Source organism: Ilumatobacter sp. (genome assembly GCF_049588435.1).
Classification (GTDB): domain Bacteria; phylum Actinomycetota; class Acidimicrobiia; order Acidimicrobiales; family Ilumatobacteraceae; genus Ilumatobacter_A.
This window is the reverse complement of the sequence record NZ_JBAVYV010000140.1, coordinates 1-7,119: the sequence shown is the minus strand read 5'-3', so window position 1 is coordinate 7,119 and position 7,119 is coordinate 1. Positions and strand designations below refer to the sequence as shown.

The following is a 7,119-nucleotide window of genomic DNA, read 5'->3' as shown; positions in this document are numbered from 1 at the left end:
GTCGGACACCGTCGTCGAAGCCGATCGCTCCGGTCGCCGTCAGGGCGGTGTACTCGCCCAGGCTGTGTCCGGCACAGAACGAGGCGTCGATCCCGATCCGGCTCACCGCGTCGAGCACCATCAAGCTCGACACGAACGTCGTCAACTGAGCGTTGCGCGTGTCCTTGAGTTCGTCGGCGTCGGCGTCACACAGCAGCGCACCGACGTCGCGTCCCGCGACCTCGCTCGCCTCACCGACCAGCTCCCAACTCTCGTGCTGTTGCCAGGGTCGTCCCATGCCAGGGCGTTGTGATCCCTGTCCGGGAAAAGTGAAGGCGAGCATGATGGCCGAATCTAGACCAGCATCGGGATCGTCCAACCCTTACCGATCGGTAACACGCGTCGGTCCGAATTCGATCGGTCGTGTTCCAGCACGGTTCTGTTGCGGAGACCGGGACGGAATCTCGCCGAGAACCCGAGATCCCGTGTCGTGAAGCTGTCGACTCGCCGCGCCTCGGCTCGAGGACGACTGGGGCGCTGGCCGCCGTCGAGCGCATCCGCCGGGTGACTCGTCGTTGTACCCCGGGTCGGACTTGAACCGACACTGGACGGTGTTTGAGACCGTTGCCTCTGCCAATTGGGCTACCGGGGCGTACCGCGGACGAGGCTATCGGCTGGTCGGGCCTGCCACCGCTCTGCAAGGGTCGCGTGATGGAACCGATGATCGGCCGCCGGACGTGGAAGACGATGGAGGCGTATCACGGTGCGATCTACTTCGTCGCCGAGGCCGGGGAGGAGTACTCCCGCGTCGGCGTCGGCGACTGGATGGCGGGCTACTTCGGGTCCCGATCCGCCGCGATGGGTGCGGTGGGCGCCGACGTCGTGATCGCGACCTTCTTCAACTTCGACCACGACCTCGTGCGCCGCAGCATGGACGGTCTGTGGGACGCCGTCACTCCCGAGCGGTTGATCGAGGCTCGGATGGCCGCGGTCGATCGGATGCTCACGACGCACGTGCTCCCGATCGTCGATCCGTCCGACCTGGCTCGCGCCGTCGAGTTGGCGCGTGCGGCGGCCGATGTCGCATCCGCGCGACCGGAGGGGCGCCCGCTCTTCGCCGGACACGCAGCGCAGCCGTGGCCCGACGACGACCATCTCGCGCTCTGGCACGCGCAGACCCTGCTGCGCGAGTACCGGGGTGACGGGCACATCGCCGCCCTGGTCGGGGCCGGGCTCGACGGATGCGAAGCGCTCGTCACCCACGGAGCGAGCGGTGACGTCCCCGCCGCCGTCCTGCAGGCCACCCGCCGACGATCGGACGAGGACTGGGCTGCCGCCGTGGAATCGCTCCGGTCGCGAGGTTGGCTCGACGCCGACGGCGCCTTGACCGAGACCGGTCGCGAGGAGCGTCGCTCGATCGAGGAGACCACGGATCGCCTCGCCCACGATCCGTACGCCGCGATCGGTGAAGAGGCATGTGCCGAACTGCGTGGACTCGTCCGCCCGTGGAGCGCGGCACTGGCGGGGACGTTCCCGACCCGCTGACCCGCCCACCCGCCCGCCGATCTCGTGAACTTGTCCAGCGCTCCGTGCGCGAACAGTTCACGAGAACGGCGATGATGTTTCGATGTCGAAGCGGTCGATCCAGCGCAAGCTCGCCAAGACTTCGTCGCGACTCACCGCGCTGCGCACCGAGCTGTCGGTGATCGACGAGCAGATGCGCTCCCTCGACGACGACGCCCAGGATGCGGCGACCAGAGCGATCGTGGCCGACAACACCGGGGTCTCTCGAGAGGCGCGCGAAGCCGGTGAGCACCTCGCGGCTCACCGCCGGCAACGTGAGCGGGTCGTCATCGAGATCGACGAGTTGACTCGTCGCCAGGACGAGCTCCTCGATCGGATGATCGCCGCCGACTGACGCGGGGGATCTGGTCGTCGGCGCGAATGGCGCTATAACACTCTCATGCCCCTGCGCGTCGTGATCGCCGAAGACGAAGCCATCATCCGGATGGATCTGCGCGAGACGTTGGAGGAAGAGGGCTACGAGGTGGTCGGTGAGACCGGCCGAGGTGACACCGTGGTCGATCTCGTCCGCGAGACCAAGCCCGACCTCGCCATCCTCGACATCAAGATGCCCGGTGCCGACGGTCTGGTCGCAGCACGCACGATCAATGCGGAACGGCTCTGCGGGGTCTTGATGCTGACTGCGTTCAGTCAGCGCGAAGTCGTCGAGGAGGCGCGTGACGCCGGGGCCCTCGCATTCCTCGTCAAGCCGTTCCAGAAGAGCGATCTGATCCCCGCCATCGAAGTGGCGATGGGTCGTTTCCGTGAACTGACGCTGTTGGCCGGCGAGGTCGACGCGTTGGGCGACCAGCTCGAGTCGCGCAAGGTCATCGACCGCGCCAAGGGGACGCTGATCGACGACGCCGGGCTGTCCGAGAAGGAAGCATTCGCCTTCATCCAGAAGACGGCGATGAGCGAGCGGATCCGGATGCGCGATGTCGCCGACCGTATTCTCGACGGCTCGCTGCGCCCGCCCGCCGACTGACCGCACACACGCAGCACGACCGAACACCGCACGCCCATCACCAGCCACACGCACAACCGATCGGAGCCCATGTGGGTACCCACCTCCTCGTCGACGGGAACTCGCTCACCTACCGGGCGTTCTTCGCGCTCCCGACCGACATGGCGACCGCCAGTGGACAGGTCACCAACGCCGTCTTCGGCTTCACGTCGATGCTCGCCTACGTGCTCGACGAACAGAAGCCGGAGGGGATCCTGGTGGCGTTCGACCGTCCCGAGCCGACGTTCCGCCACGAGGCCGAACCGGAGTACAAGGCGCAGCGTGAAGCGGCGCCCGACATCCTGCGCCAGCAGATGGGCCTCGTCCGCGAGGTGCTCGAGGCGCTCGGGATCCAGACGATCGATCTGGCCGGCTGGGAGGCCGACGATCTGATCGCCACGGCGGTCGATGAGCTGGTCGCCCGCGAGAAGCCCGTCATCATCGTGACCGGCGACCGTGACAGCTATCAACTCGTGCACGACGAGCACGACGTCAAGGTGATGTACAACAAGCGCGGCGTCAGCGACTACGCGCTGTACGACGAGGCGGGGATCGCGGAGAAGACCGGCGTGACCCCCGACCTGTACGTCCAGTACGCATCACTGCGCGGCGACAACTCCGACAACCTGCCCGGCGTTCCCGGCGTGGGTGAGAAGACGGCTGCGAAGCTGATCAACAACTACGGCGGTCTCGACGGCATCTTCGCCCACGTCGACGAGCAGACCCCCAAGTTGCGCGAGAACCTCACCGAGCACGAGGAGCGGGCGCGCAAGAACCTCGAGCTCATGTTGCTTCGCCATGACGCCCCGATGGACTCCGTCGATTTCGACGATCTGGTCCCCAAGCCGAACGGAGCGGAGATGAAGCGACTCTTCGACTTCCTCGAGTTCCGAGCGCTGTCGGGAAGGATCACCGCGGCGATCAACGGGATGGGCGCCTCCGTCGACCTCGGCCCGCAGGACGAGCAGCAGGAACTCGTCGCCGAGGTCACCGAGATCGAGACCTCCTCCGCCGCCGCCGCCGCCGTCATCTCGTCGGTTCCCGCGCTCGACGTCGCTGCGACGTGGGTCGGCGAACCCGGTCGCTCCGCGCTGTCGGGACTCGCGATCGTGACCGAATCCGAGTCTGCCGAGGTCGCCTGGATCCCCGGTCACCTCCTCGAGGACGAGGCGGTGCACGCCGCTTTGGCCGAGCACACCGACGTCCGCGGCCACCAGTTGAAGGCCGTCATGCGGTCGCTGCTCGATGTCGGTGTCTCGCTCGACGGGATCGCGCTCGACACCGCAATCGCCGCGTACCTGATCGACCCCGCCGAAGCCCGCTACGACCTCCCCGACCTGATCGAGAAGTACACGCCATTCGCGCGACCGTCCGACGACGCGGCAGGCGCGGGCCAGTTGGATCTCGACGGCTCGTCGATGTCGGATGCCGAGCGTGCGGGACGCGACGCGCTCGCGGTCCACCACCTCGTCGAGCCGATCCGCGCGAGCCTCGACGCGCAGGGGATGGCCGATCTCTACACGACGATTGAGAACCCGCTCGTCATGGTGCTGGCGAAGATGGAACACATCGGCATCGCCGTCGACATCGGGGAACTGGAGGGGCTCAACAAGAAGCTCACCGACGAGGTCGAGTCGCTGGTCGCGGAGCTGCGCGAGGTCGCCGAGATGCCCGACCTCAACCTCAACTCGCCCAAACAGTTGCGGGAACTGCTCTACGAGCAGAAGGGCCTCACACCGATCAAGAAGAACAAAACGGGCCCGTCGACCGACGCCGCCACGTTGGAGAAGCTCGAACACGAATGGCCCGAGTTCCTCGCACCGCTGCGTCGTCATCGCGAGGTGGACAAGCTGCGCGGCACGTACGGCAAGGGCTTGCTCGCCGAGGTCGCGTCGGACGGTCGGATCCACGCCACGTTCAATCAGACGGTCGCGCGCACCGGCCGGCTGTCGTCCGACAAGCCGAACCTGCACAACATCCCGGTCCGATCCGAGGAGGGGCGACTGTTCCGTCGGGCGTTCGTCGCGTCGCCCGGCACCGAGTTGCTCGTCGCCGACTACAACCAGATCGAGCTCCGGTGCATCGCCCATCTGGCCCAGGACCCGGGTCTACTCGACGCGTTCAACACCGGCCAGGACATCCACAACGCGACCGCAGCGCGGGTGTTCGCGGTCGAACCGGAGAATGTCACGCTCGACCAGCGGTCGAAGGCGAAGATGGTCTCGTACGGGCTCGCCTACGGCATGGAGGCATACGGCCTCGCCCAACGGTTGAACATCCCCGTCGACGAAGCGGCACCGATCCTCGACGCCTACTTCGTCGCGTTCCCGAACGTGAAGGACTACATGGACCGGACCGTCCTGGAGGCGCGCGAGCGCGGCTACACCGAGACGCTGTTCGGTCGACGTCGGCCGATCCCCGAGCTGCTCAACTCGAACTTCCGCGTTCGTCAGGCCGGCGAACGCCAGGCGATGAACGCCGGGATCCAAGGACTGGCAGCCGACATCTTCAAGGTCGCGCTCGTGCGTATCGACGCCGCGTTGAGTGAGGCCGGCGTCGAGAGCGAACTGATCCTGCAGGTGCACGACGAGGTGCTCGTCGAGGTTCCGCCGTCCGAGAAGGAGACGATCGGCGATCTCGTGATCGAGATCATGCACGACGCCGCCGAGCTCGACGTCCCGCTCGAAGTCAACGTCTCGTGGGGCGACACATGGGCCGCCGCCAAGGGCTGACCGGACAACTGGTGCCAGGCACCCGATGACCAATCCTCGTACGACCGCACCCGGCAGCCGATCGGACAACTGGTGCCTGGCACCAGTTGTCCTGGCGGGTGTCCGATGACCGATCACCACTGGTTCGAGAAGCTCGCCGATCACATGGGTGAGGCGTACCTGCGCTACTCGTTCACGAAAGGGACCGATCAGGAGGTCGACCACATCGTCGACGCGCTCGGTCTGTCGGCAGGCGATCGGGTCCTCGACGTCGGATGCGGCCCCGGTCGTCACTCGCATGAGCTGGCTCGTCGCGGCTTCGTCGCCCACGGCATCGACATCAGCGATCGCTTCATCGAGATCGCCCAGGCCGACGCCCCCGAGGGAGCGACATTCGAGCGTCTCGACGCGCGGTCGCTCGCCTTCGACGCCGAGTTCGATGCGGTGATCTGTCTCTGTCAGGGGGCGTTCGGGTTGATGACCGCCTCCGGTGACGACTCGACCGTCATCGCCGGCATGAGTCGAGCGCTCGTACCGAACGGACGCCTGGCGCTGAGCGCGTTCAGCTCCTACTTCGTGGTCAAGCACTGGGAGGGTGCCGACTTCGACGCCGACACCGGGGTGAACCACGAACACACCGAGGTGCGTGACGGCGCCGGGGTAGCGCTGCCCGCCGAACTCTGGACCGGCTGCTACACGCCGCGCGAGTTGAGACTGCTGGCCGATCGTCACGGTCTCGACGTCGACCGGATCAGCAGCGTGGAGCCCGGCGCGTACGGCGACGACGAGCCGACGGTCGACACCGCCGAGTTCCTGCTCATCGCCACCCGCCGAGACTGAGCGACGCCGCCGACCGTGTCGGTCAGGGCAAACTCGGCGCGCCCGCCGCAATCCACGCGGCGTGGAACGGCGCGAGCTTGGCGGGGTTGAGGAGCGAGTGGGTGGCCGCGATTCGCCCGTCGACCCAGGTCGGGACGAACAACATCACCGGCGTCCCGTCGTGGGTCAGGTACAGGGCGGCCTGGCCGTTCGTCGACACGAGGTGGATCTCGGTTCCGGGCTCGAGGCGTCGGGCGAGGTTGGCGTAGAAGCGGGCGACGCGTGCACGGCCGACCACCGGAAGCCGTGCGGCGCGCCGCTCCGCGCCACCGTCGGACAGATGGACGATGTCCTCGGCGAGATACGACTCCAACGTCTCGAGGTCCCCGGAGGCCGCCGCATCGAGCATCATCGCCGTGAGCTCGCGCACCTGCGAGGGATGTGGATCGAAGCGTGGACGGTCGTCGGCCAGGTGATCACGCGCGCGCTTCGCCAACTGCCGCGTCGCGGCCGGCGTCCGTTCGATGATGTCGGCGATCTCGCTCAGCGGGATCGAGAACACGTCGTGCAGGACGAACACCGCACGTTCGAGCGGGGACAGATGCTCGAGCACGGTGAGGAAGCCGATCGTGATCGACTCGATCATCACCGCCCGGTCGCCCGGGTCGTCGTCGGGGGAGGGCGGGTCGATCATCGGCTCGGCGAGCCACGGCCCGACGTAGTGTTCGCGCCGGTGTCGTGCCGAGCGGAGCTGGTCGATCGAGAGTCGCGTGACCACGGTCGTCAGCCATGCGGGCGGGTCGGTGACGTCGTCGTGCCGGTCGGCGAACCGGCACCACGCGTCCTGCACGATGTCGTCGGCGTCGGACGGGCAGCCGGTCATCCGGTACGCGAGTCCTCGCAGCCGTGGGCGTTGCTCCTCGAAGACCGCGACCGGGTCCGCGCCGTGGGCGTCGAGCCAGGCGCTCATCGAACCACCGTGCGCGGTGCCTCAAGCTGTGCGAGCGCTGCGCGTGAAGCCGTCTGAGCGCTGGCGATGCTTGC

At 67.3% G+C, this 7,119-nt stretch carries 7 protein-coding genes and 1 tRNA gene; 5 read left to right on the top strand and 3 right to left on the bottom strand.

The features are described 5' to 3' along the window. Window positions 1-322: ACP S-malonyltransferase (locus tag WBV89_RS05420; protein ID WP_423980318.1), on the bottom strand; the 322-nt coding region annotated here is incomplete at its 3' end. Between the two features lie 235 nt (window positions 323-557). Continuing rightward, window positions 558-631, bottom strand: a tRNA-Leu gene (locus tag WBV89_RS05415). Between the two features lie 59 nt (window positions 632-690). On the opposite strand from WBV89_RS05415, the gene WBV89_RS05410 reads away from it, so the two are divergent. The 5 genes from WBV89_RS05410 to WBV89_RS05390 all read left to right on the top strand — a co-directional run bounded on the left by WBV89_RS05410 (window position 691) and on the right by WBV89_RS05390 (window position 6,096). Beyond that, complete coding sequence (locus WBV89_RS05410; protein ID WP_423980317.1) at window positions 691-1,524, top strand: SCO6745 family protein; 834 nt, start codon at window positions 691-693, stop codon at window positions 1,522-1,524. 82 nt (window positions 1,525-1,606) lie between these two features. Beyond that, on the top strand, window positions 1,607-1,897 hold the full coding sequence (locus WBV89_RS05405) for a hypothetical protein (RefSeq protein WP_423980316.1): 291 nt from the start codon (window positions 1,607-1,609) through the stop codon (window positions 1,895-1,897). Window positions 1,898-1,942: 45 nt separating this feature from the next. Then, window positions 1,943-2,527: an ANTAR domain-containing response regulator gene (locus WBV89_RS05400; protein WP_423980315.1), complete on the top strand. Its 585-nt coding sequence runs from the start codon at window positions 1,943-1,945 to the stop codon at window positions 2,525-2,527. Window positions 2,528-2,598: 71 nt separating this feature from the next. Further along, complete coding sequence (gene polA, locus WBV89_RS05395) at window positions 2,599-5,277, top strand: DNA polymerase I (RefSeq protein ID WP_423980314.1); 2,679 nt, start codon at window positions 2,599-2,601, stop codon at window positions 5,275-5,277. A gap of 105 nt (window positions 5,278-5,382) precedes the next feature. Continuing rightward, window positions 5,383-6,096 (top strand): class I SAM-dependent methyltransferase, encoded by a 714-nt coding sequence (locus WBV89_RS05390; RefSeq protein ID WP_423980313.1) that lies wholly within the window; start codon window positions 5,383-5,385, stop codon window positions 6,094-6,096. A 22-nt stretch (window positions 6,097-6,118) separates the two neighbouring features. Here the strand turns inward: WBV89_RS05390 and sigJ are convergent, their stop codons facing one another. Next, a complete protein-coding gene (sigJ, locus tag WBV89_RS05385) occupies window positions 6,119-7,045 on the bottom strand; it encodes an RNA polymerase sigma factor SigJ (RefSeq protein ID WP_423980312.1) in 927 nt (308 codons plus the stop codon). Between the last annotated feature and the right edge of the window lie 74 nt (window positions 7,046-7,119).